This is a genomic window from Streptomyces sp. GMY02 (assembly GCF_019056675.1).
Lineage (GTDB): Bacteria > Actinomycetota > Actinomycetes > Streptomycetales > Streptomycetaceae > Streptomyces > Streptomyces odonnellii.
Genome location: NZ_CP077658.1, coordinates 6,260,868 through 6,280,580 on the forward strand (window position 1 = coordinate 6,260,868; position 19,713 = coordinate 6,280,580).

At 69.2% G+C, this 19,713-nt stretch carries 18 protein-coding genes and 1 riboswitch; of the genes, 14 read left to right on the top strand and 4 right to left on the bottom strand.

What is annotated here, in order from left to right:
* Positions 1-159 precede the first annotated feature (159 nt).
* On the top strand, positions 160-1,146 hold the full coding sequence (locus tag KQY30_RS26695) for a carbohydrate kinase family protein (RefSeq protein ID WP_217309030.1): 987 nt from the start codon (positions 160-162) through the stop codon (positions 1,144-1,146).
* Between the two features lie 39 nt (positions 1,147-1,185).
* On the opposite strand, the gene KQY30_RS26700 is transcribed toward KQY30_RS26695, so the two are convergent.
* Positions 1,186-2,571, bottom strand: coding sequence for a cysteine desulfurase/sulfurtransferase TusA family protein (locus tag KQY30_RS26700; protein WP_217309031.1), 1,386 nt, complete (start codon positions 2,569-2,571; stop codon positions 1,186-1,188).
* 224 nt (positions 2,572-2,795) lie between these two features.
* Here KQY30_RS26700 and coxB point away from each other — a divergent pair, with 224 nt between their 5' ends.
* The 4 genes from coxB to KQY30_RS26720 all read left to right on the top strand — a co-directional run bounded on the left by coxB (position 2,796) and on the right by KQY30_RS26720 (position 7,246).
* Complete coding sequence (gene coxB / locus KQY30_RS26705; RefSeq protein WP_217309032.1) at positions 2,796-3,758, top strand: cytochrome c oxidase subunit II; 963 nt, start codon at positions 2,796-2,798, stop codon at positions 3,756-3,758.
* Positions 3,755-5,491 carry a cytochrome c oxidase subunit I gene (ctaD, locus tag KQY30_RS26710; RefSeq protein WP_217309033.1) on the top strand — a complete coding sequence of 579 codons (1,737 nt, stop codon included), beginning with the start codon at positions 3,755-3,757 and terminating at the stop codon, positions 5,489-5,491. Before coxB ends, ctaD begins: the two co-directional genes overlap by 4 nt.
* A complete protein-coding gene (locus KQY30_RS26715) occupies positions 5,488-5,886 on the top strand; it encodes a cytochrome c oxidase subunit 4 (RefSeq protein WP_217309034.1) in 399 nt (132 codons plus the stop codon). Before ctaD ends, KQY30_RS26715 begins: the two co-directional genes overlap by 4 nt.
* Positions 5,887-5,998: 112 nt before the next feature.
* Positions 5,999-7,246, top strand: a complete 1,248-nt coding sequence (locus KQY30_RS26720; RefSeq protein ID WP_217309035.1) for an Ig-like domain-containing protein — start codon at positions 5,999-6,001, stop codon at positions 7,244-7,246.
* A 159-nt stretch (positions 7,247-7,405) separates the two neighbouring features.
* Here KQY30_RS26720 and KQY30_RS26725 read toward each other — a convergent pair whose 3' ends face one another.
* The gene (locus KQY30_RS26725; RefSeq protein ID WP_217309036.1) at positions 7,406-7,807 is read right to left on the bottom strand and encodes a hypothetical protein; all 402 of its coding nucleotides are present in this window, start codon (positions 7,805-7,807) and stop codon (positions 7,406-7,408) included.
* A 195-nt stretch (positions 7,808-8,002) separates the two neighbouring features.
* Here KQY30_RS26725 and KQY30_RS26730 point away from each other — a divergent pair, with 195 nt between their 5' ends.
* The 6 genes from KQY30_RS26730 to KQY30_RS26755 all read left to right on the top strand — a co-directional run bounded on the left by KQY30_RS26730 (position 8,003) and on the right by KQY30_RS26755 (position 15,269).
* Entirely contained in the window at positions 8,003-8,623 is a 621-nt protein-coding gene (locus KQY30_RS26730) for a heme-copper oxidase subunit III (protein WP_046505280.1), read from the top strand.
* A gap of 71 nt (positions 8,624-8,694) precedes the next feature.
* Positions 8,695-9,504, top strand: a complete 810-nt coding sequence (locus KQY30_RS26735) for a c-type cytochrome (RefSeq protein WP_217309037.1) — start codon at positions 8,695-8,697, stop codon at positions 9,502-9,504.
* Entirely contained in the window at positions 9,501-10,547 is a 1,047-nt protein-coding gene (locus tag KQY30_RS26740) for a ubiquinol-cytochrome c reductase iron-sulfur subunit (protein WP_217309038.1), read from the top strand. The genes KQY30_RS26735 and KQY30_RS26740 overlap by 4 nt, the downstream gene beginning before the upstream one ends.
* A complete protein-coding gene (locus KQY30_RS26745) occupies positions 10,544-12,214 on the top strand; it encodes a ubiquinol-cytochrome c reductase cytochrome b subunit (RefSeq protein WP_217309039.1) in 1,671 nt (556 codons plus the stop codon). The genes KQY30_RS26740 and KQY30_RS26745 overlap by 4 nt, the downstream gene beginning before the upstream one ends.
* A 221-nt stretch (positions 12,215-12,435) precedes the next feature.
* Entirely contained in the window at positions 12,436-13,506 is a 1,071-nt protein-coding gene (gene trpD, locus KQY30_RS26750) for an anthranilate phosphoribosyltransferase (RefSeq protein ID WP_217309040.1), read from the top strand.
* 223 nt (positions 13,507-13,729) lie between these two features.
* Positions 13,730-13,847, top strand: a riboswitch (SAM riboswitch).
* 33 nt (positions 13,848-13,880) lie between these two features.
* Positions 13,881-15,269 (top strand): aminotransferase class V-fold PLP-dependent enzyme, encoded by a 1,389-nt coding sequence (locus tag KQY30_RS26755; RefSeq protein WP_217309041.1) that lies wholly within the window; start codon positions 13,881-13,883, stop codon positions 15,267-15,269.
* A 58-nt stretch (positions 15,270-15,327) separates the two neighbouring features.
* Here KQY30_RS26755 and KQY30_RS26760 read toward each other — a convergent pair whose 3' ends face one another.
* Together KQY30_RS26760 and KQY30_RS26765 are read right to left on the bottom strand one after the other, a co-directional pair.
* On the bottom strand, positions 15,328-15,609 hold the full coding sequence (locus KQY30_RS26760; protein ID WP_046505295.1) for an Lrp/AsnC family transcriptional regulator: 282 nt from the start codon (positions 15,607-15,609) through the stop codon (positions 15,328-15,330).
* The gene (locus tag KQY30_RS26765) at positions 15,606-16,316 is read right to left on the bottom strand and encodes a rhomboid family intramembrane serine protease (RefSeq protein WP_254407336.1); all 711 of its coding nucleotides are present in this window, start codon (positions 16,314-16,316) and stop codon (positions 15,606-15,608) included. The genes KQY30_RS26760 and KQY30_RS26765 overlap by 4 nt, the downstream gene beginning before the upstream one ends.
* A 185-nt stretch (positions 16,317-16,501) precedes the next feature.
* Here KQY30_RS26765 and KQY30_RS26770 point away from each other — a divergent pair, with 185 nt between their 5' ends.
* The 3 genes from KQY30_RS26770 (at position 16,502) to KQY30_RS26780 (ending at position 19,484) form a co-directional block, all read left to right on the top strand.
* A complete protein-coding gene (locus KQY30_RS26770) occupies positions 16,502-16,744 on the top strand; it encodes a hypothetical protein (RefSeq protein WP_217309042.1) in 243 nt (80 codons plus the stop codon).
* A gap of 33 nt (positions 16,745-16,777) precedes the next feature.
* On the top strand, positions 16,778-18,142 hold the full coding sequence (locus KQY30_RS26775; protein WP_217311343.1) for an NYN domain-containing protein: 1,365 nt from the start codon (positions 16,778-16,780) through the stop codon (positions 18,140-18,142).
* A 319-nt stretch (positions 18,143-18,461) separates the two neighbouring features.
* Complete coding sequence (locus tag KQY30_RS26780) at positions 18,462-19,484, top strand: C40 family peptidase (RefSeq protein WP_217309043.1); 1,023 nt, start codon at positions 18,462-18,464, stop codon at positions 19,482-19,484.
* Positions 19,485-19,713 lie beyond the last annotated feature (229 nt).

Genomic DNA, 19,713 nt, shown 5'->3' on the forward strand with positions numbered 1-19,713 from the left:
ACGGCGGCCCGGGCGGTTCCCCGCAGCACAGCGACCGGGGATTGCGCTGGAGACCCGCTATCGGGTCGGTCTCGGAGTTGTCCAGGCCTTAGGAACGGGGCTGCTCGACCGGGTAGCGTGAACCGTCCACCGTTCTCCTTCAGCAGGAGCGTTCACGCCGTGCGAATCGCAGTCACCGGCTCCATCGCCACCGACCATCTGATGACCTTCCCCGGCCGCTTCGCCGACCAGTTGGTCGCCGAGCAGCTCCACACGATCTCCCTCTCCTTCCTCGTGGACAACCTTGAGGTGCGCCGGGGAGGCGTCGGGGCGAACATCTGCTTCGGCATGGGCCAGCTCGGCACCCGGCCGCTCCTGGTCGGCGCGGCCGGCGCGGACTTCGACGAGTACCGCGCGTGGCTCGACCGCCACGGGGTGGACACCGAGTCGGTCCGGATCTCCGAGGTCCTGCACACCGCGCGGTTCGTCTGCACGACGGACGCCGACCACAACCAGCTCGGCTCGTTCTACGCGGGCGCGATGAGCGAGGCCCGCCAGATCGAGCTGAAGAAGGTCGCCGACCGGGTCGGCGGGCTCGACCTGGTGCTGATCGGCGCGGACGACCCCGAGGCCATGCTCCGCCACACCGAGGAGTGCCGTACCCGCGGGATCCCGTTCGCCGCCGACTTCTCGCAGCAGATCGCGCGGATGGAGGGCGAGGAGATCCGTACCCTGCTCGACGGCGCGACCTACCTCTTCTCCAACGAGTACGAGAAGGGGCTCATCGAGTCCAAGACCGGCTGGAGCGACGCCGAGATCCTCTCCAGGGTCGGCCACCGCGTCACCACCCTCGGCAAGCAGGGCGTCCGGGTCGACCGGACCGGCGAGGAGCCGATCATCGTCGGCTGCGCCGAGGAGGAGACCAAGGCCGACCCGACCGGCGTCGGCGACGCCTTCCGCGCCGGTTTCCTCTCCGGCCTCTCCTGGGGCGTCGGACTGGAGCGCGCGGCCCAGGTCGGCTGCATGCTCGCGACGCTGGTCATCGAGACCGTGGGCACGCAGGAGTACACCCTGCGCAGGAACCACTTCATGGAGCGCTTCACCAAGGCGTACGGACACGACGCCGCGGCCGAGGTCCACGCGCACCTTCCCGAGACGGCCGCCTGACCCGCCGCTGCCCGGGATCCTGAGCGCCGCTCCCCGGGGTCACGAGACCCGGCGGACCATATAAGCGACACCGTGGTCCGCCGGCTGCTCGCCCAGATACTCCTGGCCGCGCATTTCGCACCACGCCGGGATGTCCAGCCGCGCCGCCTCGTCGTCCGACAGGACGGTCACCGTCCCGCCCACCGGGACCCCGCCGAACACCTTCGCCAGCTCGATCACCGGGATCGGGCACCGCTTGCCGAGCGCGTCCACCACCAGCGCCGGCCCGCCGCCCGGCCCTGCGGCGGGGGAGACCGGGGCGCCGAGCCGCTCCCGTACCCCGGACACCGCGCCCGGCAGCACCTCCAGGAACCGGTCCACCTCCGCCTCCGGCGTACCCGGCGGCAGCGAGACCCGGACATTCCCCTCCGACAGCACCCCCATCGCCCGCAGCACATGGCTCGGGGTCAGCGTGCTGCTCGTACAGGACGAGCCCGAGGAGACCGAGAAGCCCGCCCGGTCCAGCGCGTGCAGCAGCGCCTCCCCGTCGACATAGAGACAGGAGAAGGTGACGAGATGGGGGAGCCGGCGCTCCGGATCGCCCACCACCTCGACATCCGGCACCAGCTCCGGCACCCGGGCCCTGATCCGGTCCACCAGCGTTCGCAGCCGTACCGCCTCGTCCGCCGCCTCCGCGCGCACCGCGCGCAGCGACGCCACCGCGGCCACGATCGCCGGGATGTTCTGGAAGCCCGGGGCACGCCCCGACTCCCGCTCGTCGGCCGGACCCCGCGGGGCGAACCTGACACCCTTCCGTACGGCGAGCAGTCCGACCCCCGCCGGGCCGCCCCACTTGTGCGCGCTCGCCGTCAGCAGCGACCAGGCGCCCTCCACCGGACCCCAGCCCAGCGACTGCGCCGCGTCCACCAGCAGCGGCACCGCCCGGCTCCGGCACGCCTCGGCGACCGCGGCCACCGGCTGCTCCGTACCCACCTCGTGGCTGGCGGACAGGAGACAGGCCAGCGCGGTGTCCTCGCGCAGCGCTTCGGCGTACGTCTCCGGCGCCACCGCCCCGTACCGGTCCACCGGCACCTCGGTCACCGCCCCGCCCGTCGCCTCCGCATGGGCCGCCGCCGCGTGCAGCACCGAGGAGTGCTCGACCGCGGAGACCACGAGATGCCGTCCGGTCCGACGGCGGCCCGCGAGCGCGCCGGCCATCCCGGAGTGCACCGCGTGGGTCCCCGAAGGGGTGAACGTCAGCTCGTCGGGACGGCAGCCGACCGCCTCCGCGGCGGCCTCCCGCGCCGTGTTCAGCAGCAGTACGGCCCGCCGCCCTTCGCGGTAGAGCCGGGCGGGGTCGGCCCACCCCTCGTCGAGCGACGCCTGGAGCGCCTGCCGGGCGACGGGGTGCAGCGGAGCGGAGGAAGCGACGTCGAAATAGGACACACCACCACGCTAATACGGTGCGCCGGAGCCCCTCCGGCGCGGGGCGGCACGGTGCCGGGACGGGCCCCCGGCGCGTTGGGCACCCTCCCCGCACGGCCCCAATTCGCGTCCAGTAGGGTTTGGTCCGCATAAACATCCAAACCCCTGCCCGCGTCAGGGCCGGCGACCGACCAGCGAGACGGCCGCGGCCGGCCGCGCGGGCGAGACTCTCGGGAAGGCGCTACGTGAGTCCCAACGGCTCCGACCGCTCGTCGCGGCGCCCGATGCGGCGGAAGCTGCCGCAGGTGCTGACTGCGGGCCTGATCCTCGCGACCGCCACCGGTTGCACATACAAGGACTTCCCCCGCCTCGGAATGCCCACCCCGGTGACGGAGGAGGCGCCCAGGATCCTCTCCCTCTGGCAGGGCTCGTGGGCGGCAGCGCTCGTCACGGGCATCCTGGTATGGGGTCTGATCCTGTGGAGCGTGATCTTCCACCGGCGCAGCCGCACCAAGGTGGAGGTACCTCCGCAGACCCGGTACAACATGCCCATCGAGGCGCTGTACACCGTGGTCCCGCTCATCATCGTCTCGGTGCTCTTCTACTTCACCGCGCGTGACGAGTCGAAGCTCCTCTCGCTCTCCGAGAAGCCCGCCCACACCGTGAACGTGGTCGGCTACCAGTGGAGCTGGGGCTTCAACTACATCGAGAACGTGGACGGCAACCCGTCGACGGGGACCACGGTCCCCAAGGAACTCGACGCCATTCCCAACCGGTTCACCAAGCAGTTCCCGCAGGGGGCCGAGGGTGTCTATGACGCCGGTGTCCCGGGCGAGCGCAACCCCCAGACCGGCAATCCGGGCCCGACTCTCTGGCTCCCCAAGGGGGAGAAGGTCCGGTTCATCCTGACATCGCGTGATGTCATCCACTCCTTCTGGGTGGTGCCGTTCCTGATGAAGCAGGACGTCATCCCGGGGCACACCAACTCCTTCGAGGTGACCCCCAACCAGGAGGGCACCTTCCTGGGCAAGTGCGCCGAGCTGTGCGGCGTCGACCACTCGCGGATGCTCTTCAACGTCAAGGTGGTCTCCCCGGAGCGCTACCAGCAGCACCTCGAAGAGCTGGCCAAGAAGGGCCAGAGCGGCTACCTCCCGTCGGGCATCGCGCAGACGGATCCGGCCAAGAACGCGGAGACGAACAAACTGTGAGCATCCTCAACGAACCCCAGGGTGCCGCCGCAGCAGCAGACGACTCGTACGAGAACGAGCTGCCGGTACGGCGCAAGCAGCCGGGCAATGTCGTCGTGAAGTGGCTGACCACCACCGACCACAAGACGATCGGCACGATGTACCTGGTCACGTCGTTCGTGTTCTTCTGCATCGGCGGTGTGATGGCGCTCTTCATGCGCGCCGAGCTGGCCCGCCCCGGTACGCAGATCATGTCGAACGAGCAGTTCAACCAGGCGTTCACGATGCACGGCACGATCATGCTGCTGATGTTCGCGACGCCGCTCTTCGCGGGATTCGCCAACTGGATCATGCCGCTCCAGATCGGCGCGCCGGATGTGGCGTTCCCGCGGCTGAACATGTTCGCGTACTGGCTGTACCTCTTCGGCTCGATCATCGCCGTCAGCGGCTTCCTCACCCCGCAGGGCGCCGCCGACTTCGGGTGGTTCGCCTACGCGCCGCTGTCGGACGCGGTCCGGTCGCCGGGTATCGGCGCCGACCTGTGGATCATGGGTCTGGCCTTCTCCGGCTTCGGTACGATCCTCGGCTCCGTCAACTTCATCACCACGATCATCTGCATGCGCGCCCCCGGCATGACGATGTTCCGGATGCCGATCTTCACCTGGAACGTGCTGCTGACCGGTGTGCTGGTCCTGCTGGCCTTCCCGGTGCTGGCCGCCGCGCTCTTCGCCCTGGAGGCGGACCGCAAGTTCGGGGCGCACGTCTTTGACGCGGCCAACGGCGGAGCGCTGCTCTGGCAGCACCTCTTCTGGTTCTTCGGCCATCCAGAGGTGTACATCATCGCCCTGCCGTTCTTCGGCATCATCTCCGAAGTGATCCCGGTCTTCAGCCGCAAGCCGATGTTCGGCTACATCGGCCTGATCGGCGCGACGATCTCCATCGCGGGTCTCTCCGTCACGGTGTGGGCACACCACATGTATGTGACCGGCGGCGTACTGCTGCCGTTCTTCTCGTTCATGACCTTCCTGATCGCGGTACCGACCGGTGTGAAGTTCTTCAACTGGATCGGCACCATGTGGAAGGGCTCTCTGTCCTTCGAGACACCGATGCTCTGGACGATCGGCTTCCTGGTCACCTTCACCTTCGGTGGTCTGACCGGTGTGATCCTGGCGTCGCCGCCGATGGACTTCCATGTCTCCGACTCGTACTTCGTCGTCGCGCACTTCCACTACGTCGTCTTCGGCACCGTGGTGTTCGCGATGTTCGCCGGATTCCACTTCTGGTGGCCGAAGTTCACCGGCAAGATGCTCGACGAGAGACTCGGGAAGATCACCTTCTGGACGCTGTTCATCGGCTTCCACGGGACCTTCCTGGTCCAGCACTGGCTGGGTGCCGAGGGCATGCCCCGCCGGTACGCGGACTATCTCGCCTCGGACGGCTTCACCGCGCTGAACACGATCTCCACGATCAGCTCGTTCGTCCTCGGCCTGTCGATCCTGCCGTTCCTCTACAACGTCTGGAAGACCGCCAAGTACGGCAAGAAGGTCGAGGTCGACGACCCCTGGGGCTACGGCCGTTCGCTGGAGTGGGCGACGTCCTGCCCGCCCCCGCGGCACAACTTCGTCTCGCTGCCGAGGATCCGCTCGGAGTCCCCGGCGTTCGATCTGCACCACCCTGAGATCGCCGCGCTCGAAAACCTCGGCCACGAGGCCGAGACCGCGGCCCTCGTCGGCGGAAAGGAGGCCGCGAAGTGAAGGTCCAAGGCAAGATGTTCATCTGGCTGAGCGTCTTCATCCTGGCCGCCGCCGTGCTGTACGGCGTGTGGTCGAAGGAGCCGGCCGGTACGACCGCGCTGTTCCTGGCCTTCGGGCTGAGCGTCATGATCGGCTTCTATCTGGCCTTCACTGCCCGCCGGGTGGACGCGATGGCCCAGGACGACAAGGAAGCCGATGTCTCGGACGAGGCCGGTGAGGTGGGGTTCTTCGCCCCGCACAGTTGGCAGCCGTTCTCACTCGGTATCGGTGGAGCGCTCGCGTTCCTCGGAATCGCCATCGGCTGGTGGCTGCTGTACTTCTCGCTGCCGCTGATCCTGATCGGCCTGTGGGGCTGGGTCTTCGAGTTCTACCGGGGCGAGAACCAGAACCAGTAGGACGCCGCGGAACGGTTCACCGGGGGCCCTGCCTACTCCTTCAGAGTAGGCAGGGCCCCCCGTTTGCTCCGCTCGCCGCGCGGTCCCGGAAAGATCTTCCTACCGTGTGCTCATGAACCACACGCCACGTCTGCGCGCCGTCCTCACCTGCACTCTGCTGGTCGTGTCCCTAGGGGCGAGCGCGACCGCGTGCGGTGAAGACGGGCCGCACCCGCTCTCCGGGAAGCCGCGCGAAGCCGCCCCGGGGAAGATCGTCTTCAGCACGCCCGCGGGCGCCGCGAAGGTCGATCCCAACAAGCCGCTCGAAGTCACCGCCAAGGGTGAGCGGATCACGGACGTCAACGCCGTCGACAAGGCGGGCCACTATCTGGCGGGTGAACTCACCGCCGACGGGCTGCGCTGGCACTCCACGGCACCGCTGGCGGCCGGCTCCCGCTACACCGTCAGGGTCGCCACCGAGAACAAGAAGGGCAAACCCGGTACGCGGACCCTCACCTTCGAGACCCTCCCGGCCAAGCGGACCCTGACGGTCGAATTCGGTCCGGACAAGGGCGAGTACGGGGTGGGGCAGCCCATCACCGCCACGCTCAGCCAGCCGATCACCAACAAGAAGGCCAGGGATGTCATCGAGCGGTCACTGAAGGTCCGCTCCAACCCTCCCGCCGAGGAGGGCGCCTGGTACTGGGTGGACGACGAGGAACTCCACTACCGCCCCAAGGAGTACTGGCCCGCCAACGGCAAGATCACCGCGTTCAGCACCCTCCAGGGTGTGAAGATCAGCGACAAGCTGTACGGCGGCCAGGTCAAGCCGCTCCAACTCACCACCGGCGACCGGGTCGAGGCCATCGTCGACGCCAGCTCGCACTACATGACGCTGTACCGCAACGGCGAAGAGGTCACCAGCATCCCGGTGACCACCGGCAAGCCCGGCTACTCCACCCGCAACGGCATCAAGGTCATCCTGGGCAAGGAGTACTTCGTACGGATGCGGGGCACCAGCGTCGGCATCGGCGGCGGCGAGGGCTACGACCTGCCGGTGTACTGGGCGACCCGGGTCACCTGGAGCGGTGAGTACGTCCACGCCGCGCCCTGGTCGGTGGGCTCGCAGGGATCCGCGAACGTCAGCCACGGCTGTGTCGGCATGTCCACCGGAAACGCCGCCTGGTTCTTCGAGAACGTGCAGGAGGGCGATCTCGTCCAGGTCATCAACAGCGCCGGTGACTACATGGAGGAGTTCGGCAACGGCTTCGGCGACTGGAACGTCGACTGGGAGGACTGGCGCAAGGGCAGTGTCCTGCTGGCCGGCACCAGGGAGGGCACCAGCCCCGCCGACCCGGCCCGCCTCCGCCCCCTCGTCTGACCCTGACCCCGGCTCCGTACCGTACGGCCTCCCCGTACGCGTACGGTCCGCCGTACACCCGGACCCGCCGACACCCGGGCCCCGCTGCCACTGCGGCAGCGGGGCCCGGTTCCGTACGGTGTGCTCGGCCCGGCCGTGTGCTCGGGCGGCTCGGCCGGCTCAGGCGCTGATGGCCAGCCGCTGGCGGAGCAGGGCGGCCAGGGCGTCCGCGAAGCCGACCGGCTCGACCGGCAGGGTCACCGCGGCGTCCGCACGGCTCCAGGTGGCCAGCCAGGCGTCCTGCGGGCGCCCCATGAGCAGCAGCACGGGCGGGCAGTGGAAGATCTCGTCCTTGATCTGCCGGCACACGCCCATACCGCCCGCCGGAACCGTCTCGCCGTCCAGCACACAGACGTCGATTCCGCCCCTGTCGAGCTGTTCGAGCACCGCGGGCAGGGTCGCGCACTCCACGAATTCGACAGGCGGTACATCGGCGGCCGGCCGGCGTCCCGCTGCCAGCCTGACCTGCTCGCGGGTGTTCGCGTCGTCGCTGTAGACCAGCACCGTGGCGGTCGGCTGCATTGTTCCTCCGTGACATCAGTGTCTGCGAGGGCTTCAGGGCTCCATTGCCATGAACCGATGCGCGGATGCTACTCCGTCGGACAGCGACTCAGCACGGGTACGGACAGCCTTCGCCGACCCGTTCGAGCTGGGCACACGTCCACGGACACACCGAACGGCACCCCCGGAGTCAGCGCGGGATAAGCGACCGACATAATGTCGGTCGTGGCGACAGCAACGACAGTAGAAACCGGGCACGCGCACCCGTCGGTCAACCGGCCGAACCTCACCAGCGTCGGAACGATCATTTGGCTGAGTTCCGAGCTGATGTTCTTCGCGGCCCTCTTCGCGATGTACTTCACCCTGCGATCGGTGATGGGCGCGGCGCACTGGAAAGAGATGGCGTCGCACCTGAACATCCCGTTCTCCGCGACGAACACCACGATCCTGGTGCTCTCCTCCCTCACCTGCCAGCTCGGCGTCTTCGCCGCGGAGCGGGGCGATGTGAAGAAGCTCCGCTCCTGGTTCGTGGTCACGTTCGTGATGGGCGCGATCTTCATCGGCGGTCAGGTCTTCGAGTACACCGAGCTTCTGAAGAAGGACGGCCTCTCGCTGTCCTCCGACCCGTACGGCTCGGTGTTCTACCTGACGACGGGCTTCCACGGTCTGCATGTGACGGGAGGTCTCATCGCGTTCCTGCTGGTCCTGGGCAGGACCTACGCGGCCAAGAGGTTCACCCACGAGCAAGCGACCGCCGCCATCGTCGTGTCCTATTACTGGCACTTCGTCGATGTCGTCTGGATCGGCCTTTTCGCCACCATCTACTTGATCAAGTAGCCGGGCACCGCGCCCGGAGCGCACACAATCCAGCAACACCGACGCAGAAGATCCTGACACCGGGGTAATCCGTGAAAAAGCTCTCCGCACGACGACGCCATCCGCTGGCGGCGGTCGTCGTCCTACTCCTCGCGCTGGCGGCCACCGGGGGGCTGTACGCCGCGTTCGCGCCCGCGGGCAAGGCACAGGCTGACGAGACCGCCCAGTCCCTCGCCATCGAGGAGGGCAAGAAGCTCTACACCGTCGGCTGCGCAAGCTGCCACGGAACCGGCGGTCAGGGCAGCAGCGACGGCCCGCCCCTGGTCGGCGTCGGCGCCGCGGCCGTGGACTTCCAGGTCGGCACCGGCCGGATGCCCGCGCAGCAGCCCGGCGCACAGGTACCGAAGAAGAAGGTCATCTACTCGCAGGCGGAGATCGACCAGCTCGCCGCGTATGTCGCCTCCCTCGGTGCCGGACCCGGCATCCCGACCAAGGAGCAGTACAGCCCCGCGGGCGCGGACATCGCCAAGGGCGGCGACCTGTTCCGTACCAACTGCACCCAGTGCCACAACTTCACCGGCGAGGGCGGCGCCCTCACACACGGCAAGACGGCACCGAGTCTTGCGGGCGCGAGTCCGAAGCACATCTACGAGGCCATGCAGACCGGCCCGCAGAACATGCCTTCGTTCCCCGACTCGACGATGCCGGAGCAGCAGAAGAAGGACATCATCGCGTACATCCAGACGGTGAACGGCGAGAAGGCCGAGAGCCCCGGCGGTCTGAAGCTGGGCGGCCTCGGCCCTGTCAGCGAAGGTCTGTTCGGCTGGATCTTCGGTCTGGGTGTCCTGATCGCAGCCGCCGTCTGGGTCGCGGCCCACACCGCTAAGGCCAAGAAGTCATGAGTAGCCAAGAAGAGTTTCCCGAAGAGAACCTGCCGAGCGAGCGGGGCGGCGCGGTGGAGCACGGGCGCGATCCGTTCGCCGACCCCGGTCTGCCGGCCCACCGGCCGCGGATGCAGGACATCGACGAGCGCGCGGCCAAGCGGTCCGAGCGCACGGTCGCCATGCTGTTCACGCTGTCGATGGTGGCGACCGTCGCGTTCATCGCCTCGTTCGTGGCCTTCCCGGTCAGCAAGATCGTCTATGTCTGGCCGCTGGGCCATGTCAGCATCCTGCACCTCGCCCTGGGCCTGACCCTGGGTGTGGCGCTGTTCTGCATCGGCGCCGGCGCCGTCCACTGGGCCCGTACGCTGATGTCGGACGTCGAGACCGCGGACGAGCGGCACCCCATCGAGGCGTCGCCCGAGGTCAAGGCCAAGGTCCTCAAGGACTTCGCGGCCGGTGCCGAGGAGTCGGCCTTCGGCCGCCGCAAGCTGATCCGCAACACGATGTTCGGCGCGATGGCGCTGGTGCCGCTTGCCGGTGTGGTGCTTCTGCGTGATCTGGGCCCGCTGCCCGAGAAGAAGCTCCGCTCCACGCTGTGGGCCAAGGGCAAGCAGCTCATCAACATGAACACCAACCAGCCGCTGCGCCCCGAGGACGTCGTCGTCGGCTCCCTCACCTTCGCCATGCCCGAGGGCCTGGACGAGCACAGCGAGGACTTCCAGAAGCAGATCGCCAAGGCGGCCCTGATGATCGTCAGGATCCAGCCGGACGAGATCAAGGACAAGCGCGAACTCGACTGGTCGCACCAGGGGATCGTGGCGTTCTCGAAGATCTGCACCCATGTCGGCTGCCCGATCAGCCTGTACGAGCAGCAGACGCACCACGTGCTCTGCCCGTGCCACCAGTCCACCTTCGACCTCTCCGACGGCGCCCGCGTCATCTTCGGTCCGGCCGGTCACGCCCTTCCGCAGCTCAGGATCGGTGTGAACGCCGAGGGCAACCTCGAAGCGCTCGGCGACTTCGACGAGCCCGTCGGTCCTGCTTTCTGGGAGCGCGGATGAGTACCAGCACTGCTTCTTCGGACGACAAGAACCGCAGGGCGCCCGCCGGTGAGCGGGTCGCCGACTGGGCGGACGGCCGGCTGGGGATCTACTCCCTGGCCAAGGCCAACATGCGGAAGATCTTCCCGGACCACTGGTCCTTCATGCTCGGTGAGATCTCCCTCTACAGCTTCATCATCATCATCCTCACCGGTGTGTATCTGACGCTGTTCTTCCACCCCTCGATGAACGAGGTGGTGTACCACGGCAGTTACGTACCGCTCCAGGGTGTGCGGATGTCCGAGGCGTACGCCTCGACGGTGGATATCAGCTTCGATGTCCGCGGCGGTCTGCTGATCCGGCAGATCCACCACTGGGCCGCGCTGATCTTCCTCGCGGCCATGCTGGTGCACATGATGCGCGTCTTCTTCACGGGCGCGTTCCGCAAGCCGCGTGAGATCAACTGGCTGTTCGGCTTCCTGCTGTTCGTGCTGGGCATGTTCACCGGGTTCACCGGCTACTCGCTCCCGGACGACCTGCTCTCCGGTACCGGTGTGCGCTTCATGCAGGGCGCGATCCTGTCGGTGCCGGTGGTCGGGACGTATCTCTCGATGTTCCTGTTCGGCGGGGAGTTCCCCGGCGGCGACTTCGTGGCCCGGTTCTACTCGGTCCACATCCTGCTGCTGCCCGGCATCATGCTGGGGCTGGTCGTGGCCCATCTGATCCTGGTCTTCTACCACAAGCACACCCAGTTCGCGGGTCCCGGACGTACGAACACGAACGTCGTGGGCATGCCGCTGCTGCCGGTCTACATGGCCAAGGCCGGAGGCTTCTTCTTCCTGGTCTTCGGTCTGATCGCGATCGTCTCGGCCATCGCCACGATCAACCCGATCTGGGCGCTCGGTCCGTACCGGCCCGACCAGGTGTCCACCGGAGCCCAGCCCGACTGGTACATGGGCTTCTCCGAAGGTCTTATCCGTGTGATGCCGGGGTGGGAGATCAACTTCCTGGGGCACACGCTTGTCCTGGGTGTGTTCATCCCGCTGGTGATCTTCCCGCTGGTGCTGGTCGCGATCGCGGTCTACCCGTTCATCGAGGGCTGGGTCACCCGTGACCCCCGCGAGCACCACATCCTGGACCGGCCACGCAACGCACCGACCCGTACGGCCTTCGGTGTGGCCTGGCTGACCTGGTACTTCATCCTGCTCGTCGGTGGCGGTAACGACCTCTGGGCGACGCACTTCCATCTGTCGATCAACGCGATCACCTGGTTCGTCCGGGTCGCCTTCTTCGTCGGACCGGTCGTCGCCTTCGTCGTCACCAAGCGGATCTGTCTGGGTCTCCAGCGGCGCGACGCCGAGAAGGTGCTGCACGGACGCGAGTCCGGGATCATCAAGCGGCTGCCGCACGGTGAGTTCATCGAGGTGCACACCCCGCTGGACCAGGCCGATCTGCACCGGCTGACCGCGCACGACCAGCACAAGCCGGCCGAGCTCGGCCCGCCGGTCGACGAGAACGGTGTACGGCGCAAGGTCGGCCCTGCCGAGAAGCTCCGGGTGAAGCTCAGCAAGGGCTACTACGGCGAGGGCAGCCAGATCCCCAAGCCGACCGCCGAGGAGTACAACGAGATCGCGGCCGCGCACGGCCACGGGCACGAGGAGATCACCACGGGTCACGGCAACCACTGATCCGGCCGTAGCAGGTCGCCACCACCGAGGGCCCCGGCCCGGTTCCCCCACGAGGGAACCGGCCGGGGCCCTCGGCGTGTGCGCGCCGGCGGGGCGTACGGGGCGTGCCCGGACCCGTCCGTACTCCGGTCACTCGTGCCTGCGGCCGGGGCTCCGCCGATACGCTTACGGCGGGCCCCGTACGGCCCGTACCCATCCCCGGGCACCCACCAGGAGCGAGCATGAGCGCTGTGACCCCCGTCGGAGGCGACACCGTGGCGGACCGCACCTGGCCCGGCGTGCTGAACCCGCTGCTGCGCGGCGAGAACCTGAGCCTCCAGGACACGGCGTGGGCCATGGACCGCATCATGAGCGGCGAGGCGACCGACGCGCAGATCGCCGGGTTCGCGGTGGCGCTGCGGGCGAAGGGCGAGACGGTGGAGGAGGTCTCGGGCCTCGTACGCACCATGTACGCGCACGCCAACACCATCGAGGTGCCCGGCCGTACGGTCGACATCGTCGGTACGGGCGGGGATCTCGCCAAGACCGTCAACATCTCCACGATGGCGGCGATCGTGGTGGCGGGCACGGGTGCCAAGGTCGTCAAGCACGGCAATCGCGCGGCCTCGTCCGCGAGCGGGGCCTCGGACGTCCTGGAGAAGCTCGGCGTCAATCTGGAGCTGACCCCGCAGCGGGTCGTGGAGGTCGCCGAGGAAGCGGGGATCACCTTCTGCTTCGCGGTGAAGTTCCACCCGGCGCTGCGGTACGCGGCCAAGGCCCGCAAGGAACTCGGCGCCCAGACCACCTTCAATGTGCTGGGCCCGCTGACCAATCCGGCGCGGGTCGGGTCGCAGGCGGTGGGCGTCGCGGATCCGCGGATGGCGCCGATCGTGGCGGGGGTGCTCGCCGATCGTGGCAACTCGTCGCTGGTCTTCCGCGGTGACGACGGCTTGGACGAGCTGACCACCACGGCGACGTCCCGGGTGTGGGTGGTACGGGACGGCAAGGTCACCGAGGACTCCTTCGACCCGCGCGATGTGGGCCTGGACCTGGTGCCGATCGAGGCGCTGCGGGGCGCCGACGCCTCGTACAACGCGGATGTGGCGCGCCGGTTGCTGGCGGGCGAGACGGGCCCGGTGCGTGACGCGGTCCTGCTGAACGCGGCGGCGGCGCTGGTGGCGCTGGACCCGACGGACGACGGGCTGGCGGCGCAACTGGGGGCGGGAATGGCGAGGGCGGCGGAAGCGGTGGACTCGGGCGCGGCGCGGCGGACGCTGGAGCGGTGGGTGACGGCGAGCAACGCGGGCGCCTGAGCGGCGGGCGGCGGCCCGTTCGTCCCTCAATCGCCGGACGGGCTGCTGTGTTGTGTCCTCAATCGCCGGACGGGCTTGTTTTGCTGGGCGGTACCAGTTGCGCACCCGGGTGCGGGCAAATCCAGCCCGTCCGGCGATTGAGGACGGGGCCGCTTGCCCGGTGCTTTCCGGATCGCGGACGTCGGCGCGGTCGGCGTGGGCGTTGTGGCATACTCCTCGACCAGGTCATGAGTGACAGCGATTACGGCCCCGGCTCGCTGTCCGGCAACCCTCCGTCCGTGGCGGGGTGCCCCGGGTGAAGACCAGGCCGTGGGCAGCGAGGTCCGCGGCAAGCGCGGACCCTTTGGGGTCCTGGTCCCCAAGGGAGCCGTTTCGTGAGCCCGAACGCCGTCAGCACGACCGCCGCCGCCCCCCTTCCCGTGCTCGGGCGCGATGTCACCGTTCCCCTGGTCACCGGTGGCGAAGTCACCTACGCCGCGCTCGACTACGCGGCCAGCGCCCCCGCGCTCCAGCGGGTCTGGGACGATGTCGCCGCGTACGCCCCGTACTACGGCAGTGTCCACCGCGGCGCGGGGTATCTCTCACAGCTCTCCACCGACCTGTTCGAGAACAGCCGCCGCACCGTCGCGGAGTTCCTCGGCTGCCGCCCCGACGACCAGGTCGTCTTCACCCGCTCGACCACCGACTCGCTGAATCTGCTCGCGGCCGTACTCCCCGCCGGCTGCGAGGTGTTCGTCTTCGAGACCGAGCACCACGCCTCCCTGCTGCCCTGGCGGGACGCCCGCGCCGGGGACGCCAGGATCAGCTATCTCAACGCCCCCCGCACCCCCGGCGAGGCCGTCGCCACCCTGGACCGGGCGCTGGCGCGGCGGGACTCCGAGCGTCCGGCGCTGGTCTGTGTCACCGGCGCCTCCAATGTCACCGGTGAGCTGTGGCCCGTACGGGAACTGGCCGCCGCCGCGCACGCCCATGGCGCCCGGATCGTCCTCGACGCCGCACAGCTCGCCCCGCACCACCGTGTGGACATCGCCGCGCTGGACGTCGACTGGGTCGCCTTCTCGGGACACAAGCTGTACGCGCCGTTCGGCTCCGGGGTCCTCGCGGGCCGCGCCGACTGGCTGCGGGACTCCGAGCCGTATCTCGCGGGCGGCGGCGCCAGCCGTACGGTGGCGCGCAGGGCCGACGGCGGGGTCGACGTCGAGTGGCACACCACGGCCGCCCGGCACGAGGCCGGTTCGCCGAACGTGATCGGGGCGTACGCGATCGCCTCCGCCTGCAAGGCGCTCACGGAGGCGGGCTTCGACACCCTCGTCGCGCGTGAGCAGCGGCTCGTCGACCGGGTGCGCTCGGGTCTCGCCGAGGTGCCCGAGGTCAGGGTGCTCTCGCTGTTCGGGGACGACGCCCCGCGCGTGGGCGTCCTGTCGTTCGTGGTCGAGGGCTGGAACAGCTCGCACTTCGCCGCCGCGCTCTCCGCGGAGTACGGCATCGGCGTACGGGACGGGCTGTTCTGTGCCCACCCGCTGGTGCGGACCCTGCTGGGGACGGATCCGCAGGACCCGGGGGAGTGCGGCGCCCCGGAGGCGGAGCCGGGCGAGCGCTCGCTCAACGCGATCCGGGTCAGCTTCGGTGCCGGGACCCCGGACGAGCATGTGGACCGCTTCGTCCGTGCCGTACGGGAGCTGGTGAGCGACGGGGCGCGCTGGAACTACCGTACGGAGGACGGCCGTTGCGTCCCCGACCGGACCGGCGCGCCGACGGCGTGACCGTACGGGCGCACAAGCCGCACAAGCCCCAGCCGTTGGGCCGGAGCGCCGGACAGGGCTAGGCGTCGAGGCCGATCGCGAACGCCGCTTCCAGGTCGTGCTGCGAGTACGTACGGAACGCCACATGCGTGTCCGTGGCCTCGACGCCCTCGATCTTGCTGATCCGGCCGGGGATCACATCCGCCAGATCGTCGTGCCTGGCCACCCGCACCATGGCGATCAGGTCGTACGTACCGGTGACCGAGAAGACCTCGCTGACGCTGTCCAGCGCGGCGATGGCCTCCGCGATCTCGGGGATCCGGTCCACGCTGGTCTTGATGAGCACGATCGCGGTGATCACGGCTGACGTTCTCCCTCGGTGGCCGCGGTGTGGTCTCCCACTGTATCGGTACGCCAGTACCGCACCCAGGTGTAGAGGAAGCCCTCGCCGAAGCCCACCAGGTGTGTCAGATAGGCGACCCCCGGCCCGGAACCGGCACCCCGTGCCGCCAGCCACTGGAGCGCGAACCAGAAGATCAGCACGATCCAGGCGGGGAAGCGCAGCGGCAGGAAGAACAGGAACGGGAAGAGACTGGTGACCCGGGCCTTCGGGAAGAGGAAGAGGAAGGCGCCGAGCACCCCCGAGATCGCTCCCGAGGCGCCCACCAGGGTCTGGTCCGAGGCCGCGTTGGCAAGTGCGTACGCGAGCAGCGCGAGACAGCCGACGCCGACGTAGAAGAGCAGGAAGTGGATGCGGCCCATCCGCTCCTCGGCCATCGCGCCGAAGACGAACAGGAACAGCATGTTGCCGAGCAGATGCAGCCAGCTACCGTGCACGAAGAGCGCGGTCAGTGGACTGAGCAGGGCCCGTGGCGAGGCGCTGAGCAGTTCGACGGGGACGACACCCCACTGTTCGAAATAGGCGCTCTGGGCGGCGAGCCGCGCTTCTCCCGTTCCGTACACGGGATTGAAGCCCGAGGCCGGGCTGAACAGGAAAGCCAGACAGCAGAGCCCGATCAGTGTGTAGGTCACCACCGGTCCGCCGGCCGTCGTCCGCCACGTATTCACTGACAGAGCATGGCGTACCCGGACCGACCGGTACAGAGCGCCTCGCCGCTCCCTGGGGTGCCCCCGAGGCCGTAGGGTTGCAGGGAGTACATCCGCTGTTCGACGGCGCACCACGGACGACGGCGCGAGGGGCAGCGGGACCGGACGACCGCGACGAACGGAACGATGTGGAAGAGGGCGCACTGATGACGACGGTTCCCCGGCCGACGGCGGCCACCCGGTGGCGCTGCACCCTGTGCGGCAATCTCACGCGCTTCGACGTGACCCGGTCGTCCAGGGCCGTGGAGTACGTCCATCTGGACCTGGCGGGGGAACCGACGGTCGAGGAGCGCGAGGTGGTCAGTGAGACCATCGAGTCGGTGCGGTGCCGGTGGTGCAACGCGGTGGATCAGATCGAACTGGTGGACAGGCCGGGCGCCGGTTCCTGAGGGAGCCGCCCGAAAGGGTATGGGGTGACGGATGTGGAGCAGGGCGCAAGCGGTGCGGAGCCGGCCGGCGCGGCCGGCGGTGACGCCGCGGAGGCCCTCGACCGCCCGCTCCCGGACGGGGTACGGCGCAGGGTCATCGCGCTGGTGTCGGACGCCTTCGGCGGTCTGACCCTCACCGAACTCCCCACGCAGTTGCGGCAGTACGCGCGGTTCACCCCGAACCGGCGGGCGAGGTTCGCGGGCAACGCGATGGCGGCGGCCCTGGAGAGCGATCCGCTGTTCCGGCAGCGGATCGGCGAGCGCATCAGCCAGTCCCAGCCGGAGCTGGCCGGGGCGCTGGAGTCGGGATCGCCGCCCGCCGCCGCGGATCCCGTGGACGTCGCGGCGGCCGCGTATGTGCTCAGGCCCCCCGGATGGGTGAAGTTGGTGGCCGCGGCGGGCGAGGAGGCCCAGCGTGCGGACGCCGAGCGCGCCGACGAGGAGGCCCGGCGCGAGCTGGAGCGGCTGCGCGAGGAACTCGCCGTCGCGCGGGCGTCGACGAAGAGCGAGACCGAGCGGCTGCGTACGGAGCTGGAGGCGGTCCGCAAGGAAGCCGAGGCGCTCCATCGCAAACTGCGCAGCTCCCAGAGCGATGTGAAGCGGGGCGAGGCCGCGCTGCGCCGTATCCAGGCGGAGACCGAGACGGTCAGGGCCGAGGCCGCCGCGCAGGTGTCGGCCGCCGAGAGTGAGACCCGCCGGGTCAAGGCGCGGCTCGCCGAGGCGGAGGCGTCGGTCGAGTCGAGCCGCAGGGCCGCCCGTGAGGGGCGCTCGGCGGAGGACATGCGGCTGCGGCTGCTGCTGGACACCGTGCTGGAGTCGGCGCAGGGGCTGCGGCGCGAGCTGGCGCTGCCGCCCGCCACCGGGCGTCCCGCGGACGCGGTGGACGCGGTGGAGCCGGGCCGTATGTCGCCGAAGGACGTGGCGGCCCGAGCGCTGTCCGAGACCGATCCGGCGCTGCTCGATCAACTGCTGGCGCTGCCGCAGTCACATCTGATCGTGGACGGCTACAACGTCACCAAGACCGGCTATCCGACCATGCCGTTGGAGAAGCAGCGGCTGCGGCTGCTGGGCGGTCTTGCCATGCTCGCGGCACAGTCGGGCGCGGAGACGACCTGTGTCTTCGACGGCGCGGAGCTGGCGGCTCCGGTGCTGCTGGCGCCGCCGCGCGGGGTGCGGGTGCTGTTCTCCAAACCGGGGGTGACCGCGGACGAGTTGATCCGCCAGCTCGTCAGGGCGGAGCCGCCGGGACGGCCGGTGGTGGTGGTCTCCACCGACCGCGAGGTCGCCGACGGAGTGGCGCGGGCGGGGGCCAGGCCGGTCGCGTCCGCCTTGTTGCTGAAGCGGCTTTCGCGCGTCTAGTCAACGTGTGGGGCTTGTGCCCGAATTGGTCATATGTTCATGGGGCGCAGCGTCAAATGTCCATCACTGTCTGTGGACTGTCTGTAAATTATGCGCGTCGTGATGGAGATTTTCCTCGTGAGGATTTGAACTGATCACAAGAAGGTCACTATGGTCAGGCGTCGAACCTTCGCGCGGTTGATCACCCACCCGGGGTGGCAGCGAAGGAACCGCCGATTTCATGCAGTTCAGCCCAGTTGGCAGGGGTGTGGAACGTATGGAGCCGGGGCCTGTGTCCCCGAGGCCCGGTAGGCGGCTGAGGAAGAAGGAGCTCGCCTCCGTGGCGTCCCACCGTCGTCCCAAGCAGCCGAGCCGCGCCCGTGTGACCGTGCTCACCGCGACCGCTGCCGCCGCTGTCGCTCTGACCGCCCAGGCCGCCCAGGCCGCTCCGCAGCCGAGCAAGAGCGACGTCAAGGAGAAGGTCGACAAGCTCTACGAGGACGCGGAGAAGGCCACCGAGAAGTACAACGGGGCCAAGGAGGCGCAGGGCAAGCTCGAAAAGCAGGTCGACGCCCTCCAGGACAAGGTCGCCCGCGGCCAGGACGAGCTGAACGACCTGCGCGACGCCCTCGGTTCGATGGCCAGCGCCCAGTACCGCACCGGAGGCATCGACCCCTCCGTACAGCTCTTCCTCTCCTCCGACCCGGACAGCTACCTGGAGGGGGCGTCCACGCTCGACCAGGTCAGCGCCAAGCAGGCCGACTCGCTCCAGCAGATCCAGGAGAAGCAGCGGTCCCTCGCGCAGCAGCGCAAGGAGGCCCAGGCCAAGGTCCAGGACCTCGCCGAGACCCGCAAGGAGCTCGGCTCGAAGAAGGCCGAGGTCCAGGAGAAGCTCGCCGCCGCGCAGAAGCTCCTCAACACGCTCACCGAGCAGGAGCGCGCCTCGCTCGCCGCCGAGGAATCCCGCTCCAGCCGCGCCACCTCCCGCGCGGACCTGGGCAATTCGGTGCCCGCCTCGGGGTACGCCTCGGCCGCGTTCGCCGCCGCGCAGGGCAAGATCGGCACGCCGTACGTCTACGGCGCCTCCGGCCCCAGCTCCTTCGACTGCTCCGGGCTGACCTCCTGGGCGTACGCGCAGGCCGGGGTCGCCATACCCCGGACCTCCGAGGCCCAGGCCAACGCCGGTACGCGCCTCGGAATGAGTCAGCTCCAGCAGGGCGACCTCGTCATCTTCTACGGCGACCTGCACCACGTCGGCTTCTACGCCGGCAACGGCCAGGTGCTGCACGCGCCGAAGCCGGGTGCGAGCGTCCGGTACGAGTCGATCAACAACATGCCGTTCCAGTTCGGCGTCCGTATCTGAGCCGCCACCGCGTCCGACGCGCCACTGCCCTCGCCGGCGTCCGCGACGCCGCCCGTTCGGGCGAATTCCGGTGCGCTCCGCTGACACCACGCCCCGCCGATGACCTGTGGTCTACGGCGGGGCGCCGCTTTGTGTGCCCGGGGCGGTCGTTGGCCGCTCCGTAGCCGTACGGCTACTCTCTGCTCCCGCGGCTCCGGCCAGTGGTCCGCCCGCCGGGCGGCCGGGGGCC

Coding starts and splice junctions, on each gene's coding strand:
- KQY30_RS26720 (WP_217309035.1), top strand. CDS start 5,999: ATGAACCACACGCCACGTCTGCGCGCCGTCCTCACCTGCACTCTGCTG.
- KQY30_RS26770 (WP_217309042.1), top strand. CDS start 16,502: ATGACGACGGTTCCCCGGCCGACGGCGGCCACCCGGTGGCGCTGCACC.
- trpD (WP_217309040.1), top strand. CDS start 12,436: ATGAGCGCTGTGACCCCCGTCGGAGGCGACACCGTGGCGGACCGCACC.
- KQY30_RS26740 (WP_217309038.1), top strand. CDS start 9,501: ATGAGTAGCCAAGAAGAGTTTCCCGAAGAGAACCTGCCGAGCGAGCGG.
- KQY30_RS26730 (WP_046505280.1), top strand. CDS start 8,003: ATGTCGGTCGTGGCGACAGCAACGACAGTAGAAACCGGGCACGCGCAC.
- KQY30_RS26725 (WP_217309036.1), bottom strand. CDS start 7,807: ATGCAGCCGACCGCCACGGTGCTGGTCTACAGCGACGACGCGAACACC.
- KQY30_RS26745 (WP_217309039.1), top strand. CDS start 10,544: ATGAGTACCAGCACTGCTTCTTCGGACGACAAGAACCGCAGGGCGCCC.